The sequence below is a fragment of the Maribellus comscasis genome (genome assembly GCF_009762775.1).
GTDB lineage: Bacteria > Bacteroidota > Bacteroidia > Bacteroidales > Prolixibacteraceae > Draconibacterium > Draconibacterium comscasis.
In genome coordinates this window covers 5,970,601-5,992,519 of the sequence record NZ_CP046401.1, presented here as the reverse complement: position 1 = coordinate 5,992,519, position 21,919 = coordinate 5,970,601, and the positions used below count along the sequence as shown (strand labels likewise).

The 21,919-nt window shown below is 38.5% G+C and carries 12 protein-coding genes; 7 read left to right on the top strand and 5 right to left on the bottom strand.

Going from position 1 to position 21,919, the window contains the following annotated elements:
- The first annotated feature begins 124 nt into the window (after positions 1 to 124).
- On the top strand, positions 125 to 889 hold the full coding sequence (locus GM418_RS24285) for an exodeoxyribonuclease III (RefSeq protein WP_158872851.1): 765 nt from the start codon (positions 125 to 127) through the stop codon (positions 887 to 889).
- A gap of 154 nt (positions 890 to 1,043) precedes the next feature.
- Here GM418_RS24285 and GM418_RS24280 read toward each other — a convergent pair whose 3' ends face one another.
- From GM418_RS24280 to GM418_RS24270, 3 genes are all read right to left on the bottom strand, one after another.
- Entirely contained in the window at positions 1,044 to 1,790 is a 747-nt protein-coding gene (locus GM418_RS24280; RefSeq protein ID WP_158869787.1) for a DUF3667 domain-containing protein, read from the bottom strand.
- Between the two features lie 200 nt (positions 1,791 to 1,990).
- Positions 1,991 to 2,140, bottom strand: a complete 150-nt coding sequence (locus tag GM418_RS24275) for a hypothetical protein (RefSeq protein ID WP_158869786.1) — start codon at positions 2,138 to 2,140, stop codon at positions 1,991 to 1,993.
- Positions 2,141 to 2,451: 311 nt separating this feature from the next.
- Complete coding sequence (locus GM418_RS24270; protein ID WP_158869785.1) at positions 2,452 to 4,875, bottom strand: ABC transporter permease; 2,424 nt, start codon at positions 4,873 to 4,875, stop codon at positions 2,452 to 2,454.
- A 301-nt stretch (positions 4,876 to 5,176) separates the two neighbouring features.
- Between GM418_RS24270 and GM418_RS24265 the strand changes: the two genes are divergently transcribed.
- The 6 genes from GM418_RS24265 to GM418_RS24240 all read left to right on the top strand — a co-directional run bounded on the left by GM418_RS24265 (position 5,177) and on the right by GM418_RS24240 (position 15,484).
- Positions 5,177 to 5,740, top strand: coding sequence for an RNA polymerase sigma factor (locus GM418_RS24265; protein ID WP_158869784.1), 564 nt, complete (start codon positions 5,177 to 5,179; stop codon positions 5,738 to 5,740).
- Positions 5,741 to 5,861: 121 nt separating this feature from the next.
- Complete coding sequence (locus GM418_RS24260; protein WP_158869783.1) at positions 5,862 to 7,067, top strand: FecR family protein; 1,206 nt, start codon at positions 5,862 to 5,864, stop codon at positions 7,065 to 7,067.
- Between the two features lie 160 nt (positions 7,068 to 7,227).
- The gene (locus GM418_RS24255; protein ID WP_158869782.1) at positions 7,228 to 10,674 is read left to right on the top strand and encodes a TonB-dependent receptor; all 3,447 of its coding nucleotides are present in this window, start codon (positions 7,228 to 7,230) and stop codon (positions 10,672 to 10,674) included.
- Between the two features lie 20 nt (positions 10,675 to 10,694).
- A complete protein-coding gene (locus tag GM418_RS24250) occupies positions 10,695 to 12,218 on the top strand; it encodes a RagB/SusD family nutrient uptake outer membrane protein (RefSeq protein ID WP_158869781.1) in 1,524 nt (507 codons plus the stop codon).
- 113 nt (positions 12,219 to 12,331) lie between these two features.
- Positions 12,332 to 13,633, top strand: a complete 1,302-nt coding sequence (locus GM418_RS24245; RefSeq protein ID WP_158869780.1) for an alpha/beta hydrolase family protein — start codon at positions 12,332 to 12,334, stop codon at positions 13,631 to 13,633.
- A 75-nt stretch (positions 13,634 to 13,708) separates the two neighbouring features.
- Complete coding sequence (locus GM418_RS24240; protein WP_158869779.1) at positions 13,709 to 15,484, top strand: alpha-L-rhamnosidase-related protein; 1,776 nt, start codon at positions 13,709 to 13,711, stop codon at positions 15,482 to 15,484.
- A gap of 8 nt (positions 15,485 to 15,492) precedes the next feature.
- Here GM418_RS24240 and GM418_RS24235 read toward each other — a convergent pair whose 3' ends face one another.
- Both GM418_RS24235 and lacZ read right to left on the bottom strand, forming a co-directional pair.
- Entirely contained in the window at positions 15,493 to 18,642 is a 3,150-nt protein-coding gene (locus tag GM418_RS24235; protein WP_158869778.1) for a hybrid sensor histidine kinase/response regulator, read from the bottom strand.
- A 187-nt stretch (positions 18,643 to 18,829) separates the two neighbouring features.
- The gene (gene lacZ / locus GM418_RS24230; protein WP_158869777.1) at positions 18,830 to 21,916 is read right to left on the bottom strand and encodes a beta-galactosidase, LacZ type; all 3,087 of its coding nucleotides are present in this window, start codon (positions 21,914 to 21,916) and stop codon (positions 18,830 to 18,832) included.
- Positions 21,917 to 21,919: the final 3 nt, after the last annotated feature.

Below are 21,919 nucleotides of genomic sequence, written 5' to 3'. Positions count from 1 at the left end.
ACAAACCTGTCTTTTTTACCTTCATATTTAACAATGAAGAGATGGTTTGGATCAAAAAAATTTACAAATGATTCAATATAAAATACCATTTTTTTGTAGTATTGTTGACAATAAATACAAAAAAATGAAAATTATTTCCTGGAATGTAAACGGTGTGCGGGCTGTTGCCAATAAAAATCTCTCTGAAAGTGTGGAACAAATGAAACCTGATATTTTGTGTTTGCAGGAAACCAAAGCTCAGGATGAACAGGTTGCAGCAACATTATCCTCGTTGAAAGAGTATCATATTTATTCAAACTCAGCCGTTAAAAAAGGTTATTCGGGGGTTGCTGTTTTAACAAAAACCAAACCGTTAGATATTACACCAGACATTGGCATTGCAGAGCACGATTTGGAAGGCCGTGTTTTATGTTTGGAATACGAAAACTTTTATCTGGTAACGGTATATGTTCCAAATTCAGGAAGTGAATTAAAAAGGCTGAAATACAGGCAGCAATGGGATAAAGCATTTTTTGACTATCTAAAAAAAATGGAACAAACAAAACCGGTTATCGTTTGTGGTGATTTTAATGTTGCGCATCAGCCGATCGACTTGGCGAGGCCTAAGCCAAATTATAATAAATCGGCGGGGTACATGCAGGAAGAAATTGATGGTATGGATCGTTACACTCAGAGAGGGTTCACTGATACTTTCAGGCACTTCTACCCCAACAAAACCGACATATACTCGTGGTGGAGTTACCGTGCCGGTGCCCGCAGCAAAAACGTCGGCTGGAGAATCGATTACTTTCTTGTCAGCGAAACTTTTCTCCCTTCAGTAAAAGAGGCATTTATTTTAAATGAAATAATGGGTTCCGATCATTGCCCGGTAGGTATTGAAATTGAATAAGTTGCAAGCTTATTTTATATCCGGTTCAAAAGTCAAAGACCAAAATTTACGGGCAAAAGGCTTCCTCGTTTTTTTGTTTTGGGGGAGAATACAAAATACCATTACAGAGGAAGGCTAAAATGGAGGTATATTCAGAAACACAAATTACTCCTTTTCATTTTAGTAACGATATTATAATTCCAGCCGAAAAACTTAATATCCCGAACAGTAACAGCAGAATAAACAAAACCATAAAAAACTTTAGTATTCTACCCAATAATTGTTTAAAGCTATAATTCCGGATTTTCTGATAGACATAGGAATAATAAAGAAAGGTTAGTAAAAACGTTCCCCAAAAATATGTTTCTGTTCTGCGAACAAATATGGCGATTAAAAAAAGAAACATCCCAAAAATAGCAACCTGCCCTTGTATATAAGTATTTATAACCAGATGTTCTGCATAATTATTTGGTTTTCTAAAAACAAGAAAAGCGATGTAAGTATAAAGAGGAAGAAATAAAAAAGAAAAATAATAATAATTCTTGTACAAAAAAGTGCTCAAATCTTCAATAAATTGTATTCTTTCCAGACTGTTTTCACCTGTATTGCTTTCACTAATATCCTTATCCAGCAATGATCTGGCGGCAGTTTCAGTTTCGGTTTTACTCATTGTTGCTATATTAGACGACATCTCAATTAATTCATCAAAATAGAAACTATTTAACAAAACCGAAATTGTAATAACAATTGCAAAAAAAGTAAACGGATTTGTATGCTTTTTACGGGTCCCTTCCAAATATTTATGAATTACAAACTGGGGTCTAATCAGCAAATCTCTGAATGTAACCCAAAAACGATTGTCCCAGCCAAAAGACGACAACACCGCTGATATTAAATATTTCAGCGTAATTCGTTCATTCATTTATAGTTTTTGCCCCACATTGACCACAATAATTGTTAGTTGAATTCAATTCAGTATTACAATTTTTACAATTCATTTTTAAGGAAGTATATACATCATACAAGATTGTAATTTTTAAAAAAATAAAGGGCTGTAATCTTCAAAAAAAACACTTAACATAAAGAACATAACAATTTCTAAACCTCAGAATAACCCGTTCTCTATTTGCCTGCCACAATAAGCTCTTCTGTCGAAAAATTTTTATTTACAACTTGAATGCTACCCGTTGATTTGTCGATTTCTATTTGTACCCATCCTACCAACTGGCTGTTATTATCAATCCATTTACAAAATACTTCCAATCCATTCAAACAGGGTATTTTATATTACTTCATCAAGTTGTTTCCTCTATTTATCGTCGGATGGTCGATTGCATTTGAAATTATCATTTTTTCTCTTCATCAAATAAAATATACCTCTGAATTCCGCGTATCAGGTAATCTTAAAAAAATAGTCTTTTACATTAGCTGCATGCAACTGTATCCCTCCTATTTTTTTCAATAACGGTATTTTTCCAATGTTAAAAGGTAATTTCTCTTTCATTTTGTCATTTGTAATTCAGACGAATCCACCAACCCAAACAGACGATGCCAGAAGTACAACCTTCAACTCCTTAAAACTACTATTCGTAACGCAACGTATTTGCCGGATTTATTTGAATCGATTTCAGAGTTTTATAACTTATGGTAGTCAGCGCTATTGCGATAGCAAGCGCAAAGCCAATAACAAATTCAAACACCCGGAGGTTTATCCGGTAATAATAGTTATGTAGCCAATTACTCGCAACCCAGTATATAAGTGGCCATGCAACGGCAGTTGCAATACAAACCAACACAATAATTTCCTTTGATATGAGATAAAAAATACTGATCCCTGAAGCCCCCAAAGCCTTACGCACACCAACTTCTTTGGTTCGTTGTTCAATAGTGAACGACGTTAATCCAAAAAGCCCGAGGGCAGCAATAAAAATACCAAGGATAGCAAAAACCACCGATAATTCAGCATTTTGCCGCTCGGCTTTGTACATGTGAGAGAAATCATCGTTCATAAAAAAGTATTGAAGCGGGTTGTTGGAGGCGAACCGTTTCCAAATATCTTCAATTTGTTTGACGGAATTAACAGATGCATCTGAATTGAATTTTACTGTTATATAGCCCCAGTTATTTCCCTCTTGCTTGAACCTCATAATGTATGGATTTATCCGGTTATGAAGCGATTCAAAATGAAAGTCATTACAAACACCGATAATTGGCATATATGTTTTCTCTCCGCTGTCGTTAAAAATCACTACAAACCGGGTTTGTTGAAAATCGTCAATACCAAACTCCTCGATGGTTTTCTGGTTTACAATACAAGCTTCCTTGTCGGAACCATAGCTACGATCGAAAAAACGGCCGTCGGTCAGTTGCATTCCGTAGGTATCCAGAAAATCATAATCAACATAGGCGGTCTGCATCAGGAATGTTTGCCCATCCCGCCCCTCAAGCATATAACCATTGTTATTGTTGTTGTGCCCGGGAACAGCGGTAGATGCCGACACATTTCTAATTCCGGGAAGTTTCAACACTTCTTGTTTAAATGTATTTACCTGGTCGCCAATAGAACCCGCCTGTTCAATAACCAGTAAACGGTCTTTACCAAAACCCAGATCCTTGTTAACCATGTAGGTCAATTGTCGGTACATAATAATGGTTCCTATAATCAACACAATAGAAATTAAAAACTGTACCGACACAAGAATACTCCTTAGTTTTCCGTTTTTCACACCATCCTTTACTTTTCCTTTCAACACCGTGCTCGGATTAAACGATGAAAGGTAAAAAGCGGGATAGGCTCCGGCCAGTATTCCCACCACAAAAGCAAAAAGAAACAAGACAGGAATCTTATAAAAGTGGCTGAAAAGATTAAATCTGAAGTGGGCATCCAGCAGGTTATTAAAAAACGGAAGTGCAATAAAAACCATTATAACAGCAATAATCAAGGCAATAAACGAAATCACCACCGAGTCGGTTAAAAACTGTAAAACAAGCATACTTTTTGATGAACCGCTTACTTTTTTTACGCCAATTTCCTTTGCTCTTTTTGTAGCCTGCGCAGTGGAAAGATTCATAAAATTTATGGATGCAATAACAATAATCAGAATGGCAATACTTCCGAAAATAATCAGATACTTTGGGTCGATGGCTGGTTTTACTTCGTGTTCTACAGTGGGATCATGATGAATACTGGTGAGCGGCTGTAAATGAAAGTTATATCGGTTTCCCTGCGAAAGGAAATCGCTTAACGAAACACCAAACAGTTGCTGTACCCGCGGGCCAATATATTTTTCAACCATCCCTGGAAATTTTGCTTCAACATTTTTGGGTGAAGTGTTGGGTTTTAACAAAACATAGGTAGAGAAACTGTTGTTGAGCCATTCCGGATCGTTGGCTCTTCTGTTGGTAACAAAAGAAGTCAGTATATCGGCATTAAAATGTGTTTCTTCAGGAAAATTGGCCATTACGCCAGTTATTCTGTAAGGCTCTTTGCGCGTGTTTATTTGAAGCATTTTATCAATCGGGTCTTCGCTGCCAAAAATGGTTTTAGCCATCGATTCGGATAAAACCATGGTATTGGGTTCGGTTAGTACGGTTTGGATATTCCCTTTCAAAAGCGGGATGGAAAATATTTCAAAAAATGAAGAATCGACTTCAACAAAATCTTTAACCGAAAATATTAGATCCTCTTTTTTCACGATAGTTTCACCAAAAATATTTAAGCGGCAAAACTTTTCAACTTCGGGAAAATCCGTTGCCATGGTCGGCCCGATTACCGAGGCGGTATAGGCAGCATTTACTTCCTGCTCCCCTATTTTGCCATCGAGTGTTAACCGGTAGATACGGTCTTTTTTGAGGTTAAACTGATCAAAACTTAATTGGTGAATAATAAAAAGGGCAATGATTAAACTGCTGGCGATCCCGATGGATAAACCAAAAATATTAATTGCCACATATCCTCTTTGTTTTTTTAAGGCACGCAGGCTGTGTTTTAGTATGTTTTTGATCATAATGAAGAAGGTTTAATAACAGTAATTAAATGCCAAAGTATCTTTAAGACGATAGGAAATCAGTTTAGTTACATCTTTGATTCTCTGACTCCTGTCAAACAGCCCAAAAAGTATTCATTGATTTAATACAGAATTTGCAGAAGCTGTTTACCGGCCGGAATGGTGCAACAAGAGCATTATCTCAAATGGAACCGATTTAATCCTGGTTCCGAAATTGGAGAATTTAGTTTATTTTGAAAGATTGTGATAAATAATATTATTTTTTAATTTCGGACTCTGGATTCTTGTGAACCGGATAAACATGAGCGAACCTAACGAACTAAATTATTGGAGAAAATTTCTTCATGGTGATTCAGAAGCCCTTTCCAATCTTTATTTGCTTTTTGTTGACGATTTATATTCTTACGGAATGAAAATTTATCCGGACGAATCATTGGTAAAAGATTCAATTCAGGATGTGTTTATCGGGTTAATCGAAAAACAGGACAAATTGTCTATTTCGTCGAATGTAAAGGCCTATATTTTAAAATCGCTTCGGAATAAAATTTTGGAGGAATTGCGTACACAAAACCGCAGGAATGAAATCAAAAATTTAATATTCACCTCTGAAGAAAATTATTCAGGTTACGCAGACCCTTTTTTTGCCGGTTTGGAAGAACACCACAAGCAGCAGGAAATTTTGTCTGCCGCTTTAAAAAATCTTTCAAAACATCAGCGCGAGGCTATTTTTCTGAAGTATACAAACAACTGCGGTTACGAACAGATTGCTGAAATTATGGAAATAAGTATCCCATCGGCACGAACTTTAATCTACCGTTCACTCAAACAAATGAAACAATTTGTTTTAAAAAAGCCAGATAAATAATTCTTCCGAAAAACCTCTCGGCCAGTAGTATATATTCCCTTCTGTTTTTTACAAAAAAATAAAATAAAATTTATGTCTATAAATATCAATACAAATCATCTACTATCGAAGTCAAAACAAAATGAATATAGAATTCGAATCATTATTACGGGATGAGTCTTTTGTTGAACAGATTACAAAAGGCGGGGCAGAAGCAGAACAATATGTAAAAAAACTGCTTCTGCAATATCCCGAAAAAAAGGAAGATATTCTTTTTGCCATACAATTTATAAAATCAACAACCGCTGAACATAGAAGATTAAGTGGAGGTGAAGCATCGGAAATCTGGAGTAAAATCCGCGACAGGCAAAAACTGAAAAAGATAACACCCGAAAAAACAAACCGGCGGATATTTCCGATTATCCGGAAAGTTGCGGCTGGTATTGTTATTTTACTTGGGCTGGGATATTATTTCTATTCGCAATCAGATTTGCGCTCATTTAAACAAATAGCGGAGAGCAGTGAGAAAGTCTATGAAGAAGGGGTACTTATCCTCTCCGATGGTTTGGAACACAAGCTGCAAAAAAATGAGTCGGCTGTTGAATATAACCCCGGTGGCGAAGAAATTTTTATTACAGAAGACGGGAATACAGAAAAAAAACTTAAAAATTCGGCGAATGAAGGACAAAAGAACCTGAACCAGATAATTGTCCCTTTCGGACGACGACACTGCATAACCTTGTGCGACGGCACAACAGTTCAACTTAACTCGGGAAGTCAACTTATCTTTCCCGCAAATTTTACAGGAAATACCCGTAAAGTTTATTTAAAGGGAGAGGGATATTTTGAGGTAGCAAAAAATTCGGCAATGCCTTTTGTGGTTATCACCGACTACCTCGATATTGACGTAACCGGTACAATATTTAATATTTCGGCTTACGAAGATGAAAAAACTGCATCTGCGGTTTTAGTTGAAGGGAGTGTAAACGTTACACAAAAAAATAAACTGTTTAGTAACCCAAAATATACGTTAGAACCCGGGCAGGGATATTTCTATTCCATCAATACTTCCAGGGCGACCGTAAACAAAGTAGACGTAATAAATTACGTGGGCTGGAAAGACGGATGGTTACAATTTAAAGATCAGCCACTGATTAACATCGTACGAAGAGTTGAAAAATATTATAACAAAGAAATATTAATTAAGGGCGAAAAGCTCGCCAACACCCTTATATCAGGGAAATTGGTTTTATCGGATGAATTTGACGACGCTGTAACACACCTCGCAAAAACAGTGGAAGGCCATCTGGAACGGAACGAAAAACAAATCTACATTATAACTGAATAAATCAATAAAATACAAATCTAAAAAATAGTATGCTTATGAATTAAACACCTGTCAAACTGTAAAAACATAGAATTTACCAAAAAAAGCCGGTGGATAGTGGAGTACCCGCCAGCTTTAAATGTGATTTAAAACTTGTAATTATTTTAAACAGAACAAATTTATGAAAAAAATATGGAATGTTTTCTGTGACTTCTATTGTCACAAGGGAAAAAAAATATTGTTAATAATGAAACTAACTGTCCTCTCATTTTTTCTTGGTTTGATGAGCCTCAGCGCTTCAATATATTCTCAATCTACCAGGCTTTCGCTGGATATGAAAAATGTTTCGATAGTCGAAGTTTTCAAACAAATCGAATCGCAGACAGAATTTGTTTTTATCTACAAAAACGAAGCGATTGATCTGCAAAAAAGATATGATGTGGTTGTGAACGAATCTAATATTGAACAGATTCTTGCTGAAGTTTTCAGAGACAGTGGAACAAAATTCGAAATTACCGACAGACAGATAATCATTACAAAAGACCGGAGCCAGCCTCAGAACACCAGGATAGAGATTAATGAAAACCAGGAAATTGAACAACAAACCGACAGGGAAATATCGGGTACCATTGTTGATCAGGGCGGGCTACCGTTGCCCGGAGTTTCTGTCATTGTAAAAGAGACTACCATTGGAACGGTAACAGATGTAGATGGTAAATTTCAATTTTCGATCCCGCCCGACGCAGAAACACTTGTTGTTTCATTTGTTGGGCTGAAAACACAGGAAATTCCGGTGGAAGGAAGAAGTACGTTTTCAATAACAATGCAGGAAGAAATGATTGGAATTGAAGAAGTTGTTGCAATAGGTTACGGAACAATGCAAAAACGGTCGGTTTCAACTGCGATTTCTTCATTAAAAGCTGAAAAAATTGAAGAAATGCCGGTCGGGTCTGTTGGAGAAACGCTTTACGGGCAACTGTCCGGCCTCTATATTGTGCATGCCGACGGGCAACCCGGAAGTTCACCCACTTTACGGATACGCGGTACGGGATCTCTCACCGCATCAAGCGATCCCTTATATGTAATTGATGGCTACCCAACAGCAGACGCCAGCTACTTTATGAATCTTTCGCCCAACGATATTGAGTCAATTGATGTTTTAAAAGATGCAGCTTCAGCCGCCATTTATGGCTCGCGGGCCGGAAACGGAGTTATCCTGGTGACAACAAAAAAAGGCAAAACAGATACACCGGAAATTAAATTTAGTGTTGCTTATGGATTTCAGCAGCCTCAAAGATATATTGACGTATTATCAGCATCGGAATTTGCCCTGATGGTAAAAGATGCCCGGGAAAACCAGGGAATGGCTCCGCTTGCCCTCTTGGATAATCCAAGTGAATGGAACGAAACAAACTGGCAAAAAGATGTTTTCTTTCGCACTGCAGGATTTCAACGTTATAATTTTTCGGTAAACGGAGCCTCCCAAAAATCCCGGTATTCAATTTCTGCTGAGTATCAGAACCAACAAGGTATAGTTCAAAACTCGTTTAATCATAAAATTGGTCTCAGGGGGTACATTGAATCCGATCTCAATAAAATTATAACGGTTGGGGTATCAATTCAACCCATTTATACCTATCAGCGAGTGCAGCAAACCTCCGGCGGAAATACATCAGTAACGGCAGGAACTATTGCAGAAGCAGTTACCTTTCCACCAATTTACGGGCCTTATGCTGAAAACGGAGATTATTTTCAAATTTCACAGCATGCCGCAGGAACTGACTTTAACTCCGAGTTAACAAATCCACTGAGTAAATTGCTCGAAATAGATGATGATTACAATACTCTTAGAACTTTGTCGCAAGGCTTTGTCACGGTAAAACCACTTGAAGGTTTAACTGTAAATTCAAAAATTAATGCGACAACAATAAATCAAAAACACGAGTATTACAGAAGTGCTTATAGTCCGGGTAGCTCACGGACAGGAAACAAGTCGAATCCCAATCTGGCAGCAATTGACGCTTATCGCGCAGCAACATTTAGTTATAATATTTACTGGTCTTCAACAGCTACCTACGTCAAAAAAATTACTGAAGACCACGAAATAACTGCATTGTTAGGCTACGACGTAGCTTATGACAACGGATATTCTGTAAGGCAGGACGACAGGACAGATGAAAATTATCCGATTGCCTACGGGAACACCAACATTACAAATGTTAACGGAGCTTATATCTGGAACGGTTCTTCAAGCAATACTGAATATGTATTTGATGCTGTATTTAGCCGGCTCAATTATAACTATAAAAACAAACTACTCTTTTCCGGCTCTATCAGGCAGGACCGCTCGAGTAAATTTGGCCCGGCTAATCGTGCCGGTGTTTTTTGGTCATTTTCGGCGGCTTATAATTTAGCAGAAGAGTCATGGATGGAAAATTATGATTGGCTGTCAATTGCAAAAATCAGGGGAAGCTATGGTGTAACCGGAAATGATCAGGTTGGCGATAACTATGTCTGGACTTCAACACTATCAAACAATTATTACATTTTTGGAGAAGGCACCAACTCATTACGAGTAACCGGTTATTATCCGGGAGGATATTCCAATCTTGGTTTAGGTTGGGAAAAAAACACCCAATTTGATTTTGGATTGGACCTTGGCCTTTTCAACCGGGTAGCATTAACGGTGGATTATTACAACAGAATTAGTGATGCCGTGCTCTCTGCATCAATCCCTAATTTAAATGGAAAAAGCAGTACGGTAACCATAAATGCCGGAGAAATAAGAAACAGAGGAATAGAATTTTCTGCAACTGCTCCCATAATAAACAACGAATTTAAATGGACCGCAGGTTTTAATATTTCATTCAATCGTAATAAACTGCTCTCTCTGGCAACAGGAAATGACTATTACGGATCGGTTAACGGCAGGGTCCGCAACTATGTGGGCCGTCCTCTTGGAGACATATACACTTATGTCAACATCGGCACATTCAATTCGGCCGAAGAAGTAGCCAGTGACGCCAAATTATACACACAGAGTATTGGAGACCTGAAATTTTTGGATGTTAATGAAGACGGGACGATAAATTCAAATGATATGGTTTATCAGGGAAACAATATGCCAAAATTTAATGCGGGTTTAACCAGCCAGTTTTCATATAAGAACTTTGATTTTTCGTTTGTGCTCGACGGTCAGTACGGAGGTTTAATTTACTGGGGATTCGGCTATGCAGCGGGATTAAACCGACACATGGAAAATGCATTCTCGATTTATGCCAAAAACCGTTGGCGTTCGGAAACCGAAACTGGTGACGGAATTTCGCAGAAAGCCGGCTCAAGTAATGTGTACGGCGCACTGGTTTCACAGCAACGTTACCTGTTTAGCTCCGACTATCTGAAAATTCGTAATCTGGCATTTGGTTACACTGTTCCAAAAGAGTTGGCAAATAAAATCGGTCTTAAAAATTTGAGGTTGAATGTCAATGCTCAAAATCTCTTTTCTTTTGATGAATACCCTGGATACTCTGTGGAGGCCGCTGGAATGGGCGGTTCAACCGGAGGTTCAGATGGTGGAAATTACCCATCAGTCCGTACAGTTACTTTTGGGGTAAATATTGATTTCTAACATTTTAAATTGCTACAAAAATGAAAAAATATATCATTATTTTAATCATAGCGTTACTTTTTCATACTTCCTGCAGTGATTCTTTTTTTGAAAAGTATCCGACAGACAGTATGACAGTTGAAAACTATATGAAAGATACGGACGAAATTCAAACGGTGCTTAATGCGGCGTATTCTTCCATGACCGGCACCTTCGCCAATAGCATCGTTTATATCGGAGATCTTCCTACAGATAATGCTTACGACTTTAAATTAAATAATTCATCAAATCATATCGCTCTTCATGAATCAACAGTTGATTCTCAAAATGGAATTTTAAGTGATTTGTGGTATGCCAGTTATCAAATCATTAACAGGTGTTGTCTTGTAATCGACAATATGGAAACGGTTACTGCTACAGACGAAGTTTATAACCAGTTGGTTGGTGAAGCAAAGTTTTTGCGGGCTTACACCTACTATGTAATGGTAAGAGTTTGGGGTGATGTACCTCTGGTTCTCGAAGACATCACCGATTATATGGCTGTATTTGAATATGCAAGGACACCTGTTGAACAGGTTTATACCCGGATTATCGAAGATCTGAAAGATGCTGAAACAAAACTGCCCGATTTTTATGAATCAAATAATGATAAAGGAAAAGCGTCGGCTACTGCCGCACAAGCTATTCTTGGCGACGTTTATCTGACACGGGGCGACTATTCAAATGCAAAAACTTATTTTGAAAAAGTAATCGCTAAAGAAGGATCAAATCTGGGATTATTAGATAACTACGCTTCAATTTTCGATGCAAACAATGCCAATAATAAAGAGATAATCTTCGCGGTTCAGTATGCAAATAACCAATCTCCTTCAATGGGCAATTATCTGGGTAGCGCAGCTTTAGGCAATATACAGGGCATCCCTATCGATCCGGATGGTTCCGGCAGTCAGATTTACGGTGTAAATATTTTAATGATGACACATGAACTTGAGGCAAAATTTATTGAAGACGATAACCGAAGAACAGTTGTTTATACCGATCTTATCTCGCCGGACTACAGCTGCACAATTCCCATGACACTAAAATATTTCGACTATCAAAATGTTACGGACGGGATATCAGGTCAGCCGGATAGTGGTTGTGAAACGATAATTTCAAGATATGCTGATATTATTCTAAAATATGCAGAATGTTTAAATGAATTAAGTAATTATACGGAAGCTATCGGACAGATCCGGCGAATTCGTGAACGTGCAGGGTTAACAACCGACATTGACGCCAACTACGAAAGTATCTTTTCCGCCATTGAGGATGAGCGGCAACTGGAACTGTGTATGGAAGGACACCGCTGGTTTGATCTTCTGCGCACCGAACGTACAAAAACGGTTGTAGATGCATTTTATAACAGAGAGAATGAAGTGGTTCTTCCAACGACTATTTCGATATACCAATATGGGGATCCAAACTCACCTTTAAGTGTGTCAGACCATGAATTGTTATTCCCTCTTCCATACGACCAGATAGAGCTTAATCCGGATGTTCTTATACAAAATCCGGGATATTAAAATAAAAACAATATTTGCTTCTCTACCGATAAAATTGATTTATGATTTGTTATTGTATATTTTTGAAGAGAGAAGCAAATATTTGAAACATATCTAAACTAATTTATTAAACCATGCTTAAAAACAATCATTTAATAAGGTTCTTTTTCGCGGTACTCATAGTTGCCACAACGGGAATTGTTTGCTATGCCCAAAATAAACCGGAAGATGTTGCAGGCATTCCGGTAAACTACGATGAATCGAAAACCGGAACATACACTCTTCCCGACCCGCTGGTTTTACAAAATGGCAAAAAAGTAACTTCAGGAAAAACATGGATAAAAAAACGTCGCCCGGAGATTTTACAGATGTATGAAAATGAACAGTTTGGGAAATGCCCTGAACGCCTCAAACGCGACTTTAATGTTTTTGATTCAGGCACACCTGCTTTTAACGGGAAAGCTGTAAGAAAACAGATAACGCTCTATTTTACCGAAGACACATCAAACTGTAAAGCCGACCTCTTGCTATACACTCCTGCCAACACAAACAAACCTGTGCCGGTTTTTCTGATGATTAGCTTTATGCCCAATTCCCTTAAAATTGATGATCCGGGGATAAAAACGGGAACGATGTGGAACCGTGACGGAGAAAAAGTTTCGGCTTCAGAAGGCAGAGGCTGGGGATTTTTTGATGTGGAGAAATATATTTCAGAAGGCATTGGTGTGGCAACTATTTATTATGGTGATATTGAACCTGATTTTGCTAAAGGAATAAAATACGGTATCAGGGGGCATTTTTTGAAGAATGGACAAAGTTGGCCTGAGCCTGACGAATGGGGGACTATTTCTGCCTGGGCCTGGGGACTAAGTTATGTGATGGATTATCTGGAAACCGATCCGCTGGTAGATGCAAAACGAGTCGCATTGAACGGAGTCTCCCGGCTGGGGAAAACCGTGCTGTGGACCGGTGCCCGCGACCAACGTTTTGCAATGATTCTGGCCAGTTGTTCCGGCGAAGGCGGGGCTGCGCTTTCCATGCGGAATTACGGCGAAACCATCGGACACATGATTGCCCCGTCGCGTTATTTTTATCAGTTTTGCGGCAACCGCGCTCAATATGCCGACAATCCGGAGACTTCACCTATCGATGCGCACATGCTAATCTCTTTAATTGCCCCGCGGCCGCTGCTGTTGCAAACAGGAGACACAGATAACTGGTCGGACCCGAAAGGAGAATTTCTGGCTGCCGTAGCTGCGGCACCGGTATATACACTTTTGGGGAAAACAGCTTTGGAAACCGAAAAAATGCCTGAAGCCGGCGTGCCCATTTTAAACGATTTGGGCTACTTTATGCATTCCGGCGGACATGGCAATGTTCCGAAAGATTTTGATATTTATCTGCAATTTATGAAAAAGCATTTTTTTGCTCAATAAGGAATTTGGATACAAATCAGACCAAGCCTTCCTTTGTTTGAATTTAATTGAAAAATAAACTTTAACAGCTCTATAATGAAAACTAAAATTTTATTCCCGATATTCATTCTGCTCATTACAGGATTCACCAGCTTTTCACAGCTTCCCCCTGTATTTGGACCGGAATACAAAAAAATCGCACAAAAAGACGAATTAACCCGGGTATTTATTTCACCCGTGCGAATCATGTGGACATCAGATGAAACAGGTGAACTCGTAAAAAATCCTGATGTTCTTTTAAAACCGGGAAACAGCCAGTCGGATATGAGCCGGGTTACCCAATTTTGTGCGATAAAAAGTACAGAAACCGACACCTCTTCAATCCTTCTCGACTATGGCAAAGAATTGCATGGCGGTTTACAATTGGTTATGGGAGGTTCTTCACGCAGAGAGCCCTCACTGGTTCGCATTCGTTTTGGAGAATCAGTTGGTGAGGCAAACAGTACTACCTACAATTCCGATTGGTTAATGGGTTTTTCAACCGATGACCACGCCAAACGCGATATCGTGATGGAAATTCCCCGCTCGGGTTTAATTGAAATCGGAAATACCGGTTTTCGGTTTGTTCGTATCGATTTGCTCCAACCCAATACAACCATTAACCTGAAAGAGGCACGTGCGATTTTACGCTACCGCGATATTCCTTATCTGGGGTCGTTTAAAAGCAGCAATCCGCGGTTGGATTCTATCTGGATTACCGGAGCGTACACCACGCACCTAAACATGCAGGAATTTTTGTGGGACGGCATTAAACGCGACCGTCTGGTGTGGCTGGGTGATTTTCATCCTGAACTAAAAACCATTACTAAAGTTTTTGGATATAACGAAGTGGTTCCCAAAAGCCTCGACCTGGCTTGCGAACAATATCCGCTCCCCAACTGGATGAACGGAATGAGCTCTTATTCCATGTGGTATTTAATTATCCACCACGACTGGTACATGCAAAATGCGGATCTTGATTTTTTGAAAAAACACAAAAATTATATTGTCGGACTAATTGATTTAATGGATTCAAAAATTGCTGAAGACGGCAGCGAGGAATTAAGCAGATTCCGCTTTCTCGACTGGCCTTCAACACCCAACACTGAAGGAGTAGAAGCGGGTTACCGTGCGCTGCTGGTTTGGGCTTTAAGTGATGCAAAAACACTTTGTGATATTTTAGATGAAAAAAAATCTGCTCAAACATGTCTTTCTGCCATTAAAAAACTAAATAAAAATATAAAAGACCATAACGATTTAAAACAGGCGGCAGCGCTGATGGCAGTAGCTGGGATTTTAAATCCGAAAAAAGCCTGTAACGATGTAATTGCAGTTGACGGCGCCAAACGTTTTTCAACCTTTTATGGTTTGTACATGCTCGACGCACTTTCAATGGCAGGCCGGTACCAGGATGCGCTGGACATTGCGAGCGATTACTGGGGAGGAATGCTCGATATGGGAGCTACTACTTTTTGGGAAGATTTTAACATCGAATGGAAAGAAAATTCTGCCCGGCTGGATGAGTTTACCCCGGAAGGGATGAACGATATTCACGGCGATTTTGGCGATTACTGTTACCCCAGTTACCGACATAGTTTTTGCCATGGTTGGTCGTCGGGAGTAACTGCCTGGCTAACGGAGAATGTTCTGGGGATAAAAGTTATTGATCCCGGTTGCAAAACGCTAAAAATTGAACCTCACCTCGGGAACCTGAAGTGGGTGGAAGGAACCTTCCCTACGCCAATGGGAGTTGTAAAAGTTAAACATATTAAACAACCTGATGGCGAAATAAAAACAGAGGTGGACGCTCCGGAAGGAGTTAAAATTATTTAACCGAAAGATTATTCAAAATCTGCTTTAATTGTAGTTAAAAAGTGAGGGATTTTTTCAAAATCAAAATCGGATATAAATGATTTCAGATTAATTGCTTTTTCTTTAAGAGACTCAATTTGAGTATTGTGTGCAAAAGTGTTTAAATCTTCAGCAAAAAAGTTTAGATCCTTTAAAACCATTGTTCGCTTTAACTCATCAATTCGATCAAAAAATTGCTCCTGAAATTCATTTTTGATTTTAGGGTCCAATATCGCAGATTTATCTGATTCACCAGAACCATTATTTTCGGTATTTAGACCCTCAATTTTTAAACTTTTGTGTGTTAGGTGGCGAGCAAGTTCTAAAATGAGTTGCCTTTGCTGTACCGGCTTTTGCAAATAGCCGTCAAAAAATTGTGTTATTCTTTCTGTTTCACTCTTCATAATTGAAGCAGTAAAAGCCACAATAGGAATGGCAGAAGTATTTTCGTTTTCTTTTAGTATTTGCGTTGTTTGGTATCCATCCATTCCCGGCATCCGGATATCCATCAGCACCAAATCCGGTTTGTTCGTTTTCAGCAGGGAAATACAGCTTTCACCATTTTCTGCTTCAAGTAAATTAAAGTTAAAATTCTCTAGATAAGAAAAAACCAGCTCCCTGTTATATTTAATATCATCAACTACCAGTATTGTTGCAGGTTCAAAATGAATATCGCTGTCCTTCCATTTATCAAAATCCTTTTCAGGGAGCACTTCATTTGAATAAAAAATATCGGCAAAAGACACTGTAAATGTGCTCCCTTTACCTTCTTCGCTCTTCACCAAAATATTCCCGTTCATAAGAGCACAAAGTTTTTTCGAAATAGAAAGCCCCAACCCGGTTCCTTCGAACTGACGAGCTGCATGTCCCGATTGCTGGCTGAACGACTCAAAAATTCTTTCAGTGTCTTTTTTAGCAATTCCGATGCCTGTATCCGAAACAAAAATATCAAAACAAACATGTTCCTCTGTACGATCAGTTAGTTGAAGCCCGATTCGAACAAATCCTTTTGAAGTAAATTTTACAGCATTCCCCACAATGTTGAAAAGTATCTGTCTGATTCGAATTTCGTCGATATTGATATTTTGGGGGAAATCTTCATCTAAATCAACAATTAACTCAATTCCCTTCCCTTCTGCTTTTTGTTCAAAAACTTTTCCAATCTCTCTTATTAATATCTTTAAATTTACAGGTTCGGGGCTTATTTCTATCTTACCAGCTTCAATTTTTGAAAGATCCAAAATGTCATTTATCAAGGAAAGCAAAGTGTTTCCGCTGCTTAATATTGTTTTCAGGTATCCCTTTTGTTTTTCATCCTTTACTGTATTCAGCAATACCTCACTAAAACCCAAAATCGAATTCATGGGAGTGCGGATTTCATGACTCATATTGGCCAGAAATTCTGATTTTGCTTTGTTAGCGTCTTCCGCCTGTTGTTTTGCATGAAGTAATTTTGATTCAAAATTCTTCCTTTCTGTTACATCATGGATGTATCCGTACCACAGTACCGAACCATCATTCATTTTTTCCGGCATAGCTTCTCCCGATAACCATCTTACACCTTTTTGGGGAAGAATAACTCTATACTCAAATTCCCACGGTTCAAGACTATCAAATGACTTTTGAATCGATTCAGACACAGCACTTAAATCATCCTCATGAATAACATCAAATACCTTACTCGCATCATGTCTTACTTCTTCGGGGCTAACTCCATAAATATTGGCAATTCCATAACTTGCATATGGAAATTTTGAACTTCCGTCCGGGTACAATTGATACTGATATACAACTCCGGGAACCCTTTCGGTCATTTTAGTTAAAATCAAATCTCTTTCTTTAAGAATCTTCTCCACTTCCTTTTGTTCAGTAATATCCCGAAAGACGCCAAAGGTCCCGACAAATTCGTTGTTATTTTTTACATAAGGAGTAGAAGTAACCAGTATTTGCCTTTTTTCGCCTGACGGTCTGATTATTTCTATTTCGTATTTTGAAGACTGTCCTTGTATCCTTTTTTCTGTTTCATTTTTTATCTGTTCAACAATATCATCGGAAATAAATTTCAATAATGACTGATTGATAAGTTGATCTTTTTCAAGACCAAAAATCCGATGGGCCTCCGGATTGGCAAAAAGAAATACTTCGTTTTCGTCCATGATACCAACTCCTTCTCCCTGGTTTTCGACAATCAGTCTAAATTTCTCTTCGCTTTCATTTCTCTGTTGTTCTGCGAGCTTTTTATCTGTTATATTTCTTGATATTCCAAAGGTCCCAACAACCTTCCCATTTTCATCTTTTAATGGCAATTTCGTCGACACAACCCAGGAAACGCTTCCGTCCGGCCATATTTCCTTTTCTTCTTCACCAACCATCGGATTCCCTGAACTGATCATTTCCTGTTCGCTTTCGAATGCCGCCTGGGCATGTTCTTGTCCGTAAAAATCAAAATCGGTTTTCCCAAGAATCTCGGAAGCACCACTCAATCCAAAACGTCTCAGCATGCTGTCATTGACACGGATAAATTGACTCTTCAGGTTTTTAAAATAAATCAGCTCGGGCAAATTTTCCATAAGTGCGTTTACCAAAAATCTCTCATGACTCAATGCTTTTTGAGTCTTTTCGCGTTTTTCTTCTGTCTGGATTGAATTTAATGCAAACCCTAATCCATTCTTAATCTCGCGAAAAAATTCTCTTTCTTCTTCCGATTTAAAAAATTCGCCGGGCAAAAAACAAAAGAGCAAACCATAAACTTTTCCGCCAAAAAGTATCGGCGCAGAAAAACAAGTTTTCGCAATATGTTGAGCTTCCTGAACAATTTCACACTCTTTTTCGGGAGTTTCACAAAATACTGTTTCTTTTTGGACTAATAACTTTTTACTGTATTCTGATAAATTCGATTTTTCTATTGTATAATTTCCCTTTGAGTTTTCTTCGTCTCTCCCAGGTGATCTAAAAACTTTAATATCACCGTTCTTTTTTTGAAGACCAATCCTGTAACTTAAAAAGCTCCTGTTCTTTGATAACACTTCACATACTTGAGTTATTAATTTTTCAGGGTCTTTCTCATTTACCAAAATCTGGTTTACACCATGAAAACTACGGATTACACCAAGTAAATACTGGGTTTGGTCAAGTTGCATAATCTTAAGGGTTTTATAATTTACCAGACTACTGTTTTTAACAGAGGCCCTTACAAAAAGTCACATGGCAAGATAACAAATTTAGCTGACCTATAAAACTGGTAATCAATAATAAACTTGACAAAAAATGGCACCTTTGAATGACATCTTTTGAGTTTTGTATTTATTTGATAATTAAGCCAACCAACTATCTTACAGGAGAAATCAGAAATGAATACTCATAATGATTTTCAAAAAGACGATAACTGTCCAAAGGCTTTAAACCCCAGCTATTGTTTCCTCCAACACCGCGCTGTTTATAATCAATCTGAACTGAATAAAATGACATGTCAGGCAACTGGTAATTGTGGCTTGAAGCTTCCAAAATAAGATCGGTGTATGGGCGTGCACTTACATCCACCTGTGGCAACCCTGTAATTTTTATTCCCTCGCCCGAACTATTGGTAAAAGTCACCCATCGCACATCCGTTTTATTTCCGTTTTCCTGCGGGTAGATGTACGGATAAATCTGTTCTTCAACTTTACCTGAATAAATTCCAAAAGCAGCGCCAGTTTTCCGGTCCTGGTATGTCTCCTGTGGTCCGCGTCCATACCACTTCATCTGGCTATATTCTTCGGGTATTTCAAACTGAACACCAAAGCGCGGCAATTCGGGCCGCTCCATTTCAACATCCATACTGCAACTTACTTTTATTGAACCGGATTTATAAATCGTATATACTGTTTTGTGCTGAATAGCAAAAACCGGAAGTTCTGCAGTTATTAAAATTTGTACGCTATCTCCGTTATAATCAACCGAAGCAACTTTTTTAATTAATCTGTCAGACGAAGCGCTTCGCCATGCTCCTGAAGTGATGTTAAAATCATGGCCCAAATCATTATCAACAGGAACTCTCCAGAAATTTGGAACAACGGGAGAAATTAACATTTCATTGTCGTCATATTTAAAACTTTCCAACTCTCCTGATTCGGCATCAAAAGAAGCCTGAAAATCATTTCCGGTAACCCGAATCAAATCATCCGAATTTTCCAATGTTAGTTTTCCGTTACCGTTTTTTAATTCTCCGGTTTGCTGTTTAGCTTCCTGAAAAAGAAACTGATCCCAGGCGATTACATGTCCTTTCTCGGCCCACTTTTCGTCTTCCTTTAATGAAAAAACGATTCTTAGGAAGTATTCTTTACCGGGCTCCATTTCTTTTACCGGAACAGTAATTTCTTTTTTAGCTCCGGGGGCAATGCTAAGTGCTCCCAAGTCTCCCTTATCGACGATGTTTCCATTCTCTGTCAATTCATAAATTGCTGCGAATTTTGATGTATTTGTAAAATTAAATTTATTGTACACTTCAATCCTTCCGCTTCCTGCATCCAATAATTTTGAAGAAATATTTTGGTACACTTTTTTCACCTGGTACAACGACGGATTCGGAACGCGGTCGGGCGAAACCAGCCCATTGATACAAAAGTTAGCATCATTGGGTTTATCGCCAAAATCACCTCCGTAAGCGAAGTATTCAATGCCATTTTGTGTTTTTGTCCGTAAACCCTGGTCGACCCAATCCCATATAAAACCGCCAATCAGTGCAGGATATTTCTCAATAGCATTCCAGTATTCTTCGAGATTACCAACCGAATTTCCCATAGCGTGAGCATATTCATTCATCAGGAATGGCCGATCCGGCTTTTCCTGAGCACGATTGATAATCCACTCCGGAGTTGGATAGGTCTGGCTATCCATATCAGCAGCCTCGTTCATCTGGCGGTAGTGAATTGGACGGGTTGGATCCAGTTCCCTTATTCGATCTGCCATTTTATAAAAGTTATCACCGTGCCCGGCTTCATTTCCCAACGACCATACCACGATACTTGCATGGTTACGATCGCGCAAAACCATACGTTCGGCACGGGCAACCACCGCGCTGGTCCAATCGGGATCACTACCTGGTAGAATATTTTTTCCATAACCAATTCCATGTGATTCCACATTCGCTTCATCAAACAGATATAAGCCGTATTCGTCGCACAGTTCGTACCATAACGGCTGGTTGGGATAATGTGAACAACGAACTGCATTTATGTTGTTTTGCTTCATCAGCAAAATGTCTTTTATCATACTTTCACGGGTTATAGCTCGTCCAAAATCAGGGTCGTGTTCATGACGGTTGGTTCCTTTAAATAAAATCGATTTCCCGTTTACAAAAAACTCGCCACCTTTGATTTCTACTTTTTTAAAACCAAAATTGGCACCTACTTTTTCAACCACATTACCATAATTGTCCAACAATTCAATTACCATCGAATATAAATATGGTGTTTCATCCGACCATAGTTTGGGATTGCGCAGCTTTTTATTCAAAAACAATGATTTCTCCTGCAAAGCTTCAGCCGTTAAATCTGCTTGCATGGACAAAACAATTTCTTCAAGATTATCTTTGGGAAAAACAGTTGCTTTTAAAGAATATCCATCAATATTTTCATCACCTGAATTTTTGATTTGAGCCTGCAATTTTAATTCTGCATTTTTGAATTTATCGTCAAGTTCTGTAGTAATATAAAAATCGCGAATATATGTCCCGGGTGTGGCAAACAAATATACATCCCGGTAAATTCCACTAAAACGCCACATGTCCTGGTCTTCCAGATAACTTCCATCACTCCAGCGGTAAACTTCTGCAGCCAACACATTTTCACCTTTCTTCAAATATTTTGTAATGTTGAATTCTGCCGGTGTCATACTCCCCTGGCTATAACCAACTTTTTGACCGTTAATCCAGAGATAAAAAGCACTTTTCACTCCATCAAAATGAAGAAAAACTTCCTTTCCATTCCAATTTTCAGGAATTGTAAAATTTCTTCTGTACGAGCCTACCGGGTTATTATTGTGCTGAATACGTGGTGGATCTACTTTAAACGGATAAACAATATTAGTATAAATCGGGATTCCGAAGCCGTGCAGTTGCCAATTGGCCGGAACAGGAATTTCTTTCCAAAAAGAAACATCGTAATCAACTTTGTAAAAATCAAGAGGCCGGTCGGCAGGTTTAGAAACCCAGTTAAATTTCCAGTTTCCATTAAGCATTTTTACAAAAGGACTATTTTGCTTGTCGAAATCCACTGAATTATTTTGCAAACCGAGCGGAACAAAAGTGGTATGCCCGGGTTCTTTATTCTTATCGAAAATGGTGGAATTTTCCCAATCGTTTTGTGTGTTTCCAACAAAAGGAATTAGAAATAAAATGAATAAAAACTGCAAAAATTTTATTTTCTCTGATTTCATATT